This window comes from Streptomyces sp. B15 (assembly GCF_018070605.1).
Lineage (GTDB): Bacteria > Actinomycetota > Actinomycetes > Streptomycetales > Streptomycetaceae > Streptomyces > Streptomyces smyrnaeus.
Genome location: NZ_JAGPXJ010000216.1, coordinates 1 through 491, shown reverse-complemented (window position 1 = coordinate 491; position 491 = coordinate 1). Strand labels below are relative to the sequence as shown.

1 protein-coding gene is annotated in these 491 nt (G+C 64.0%); it reads right to left on the bottom strand.

Translation table 11 applies throughout. The features are described from left to right. Positions 1-154: 154 nt before the first annotated feature. A partial coding sequence (locus KBY19_RS35915; RefSeq protein WP_210967528.1) for an ATP-binding cassette domain-containing protein occupies positions 155-491 on the bottom strand: 337 nt, incomplete at its 5' end.

Here is a 491-nt window from a genome sequence, read left to right as displayed (position 1 = left end):
CTTCACCTCGGCCGGTGTCTGCGCGCGTGCAACGCCAGCAAGGCCGACGGCGGCAGCCCCCGACAGCACGGTCCGGCGCGTCAGTCCTTTCGATATTCTGCCCTTCGATGTCTTGTTCATCTTGTTGTCTCCCTAGTCTTTGTTTTTTATTTGGTCACATGCCGAGATAGGCTTTGCGCACCCGGTCGTCGGCGCGCAGCGTGTCGTTGTTGCCTTCGAGCACGACATGTCCGGCTTCGAGGACATAGCCGTGATCGGCCGATTCCAGCGCTTCCGCCACGCGCTGCTCGACCAGCAGCATGGTCAGGCCGGACTGGCGCCGGATATCAATCAGCCGCTCGAAGATGAAATCCGCGGTGGACGGCGCGAGCCCCATCGACGGCTCGTCCAGCATCAGCAGCTTTGGCGAGGAGGCGAGGCCGCGGCCGATCGCGAGCATCTGCTGCTGGCCGCCGGACATCGTGCCGGCGAACTGGTTGCGGCGCTCCTTC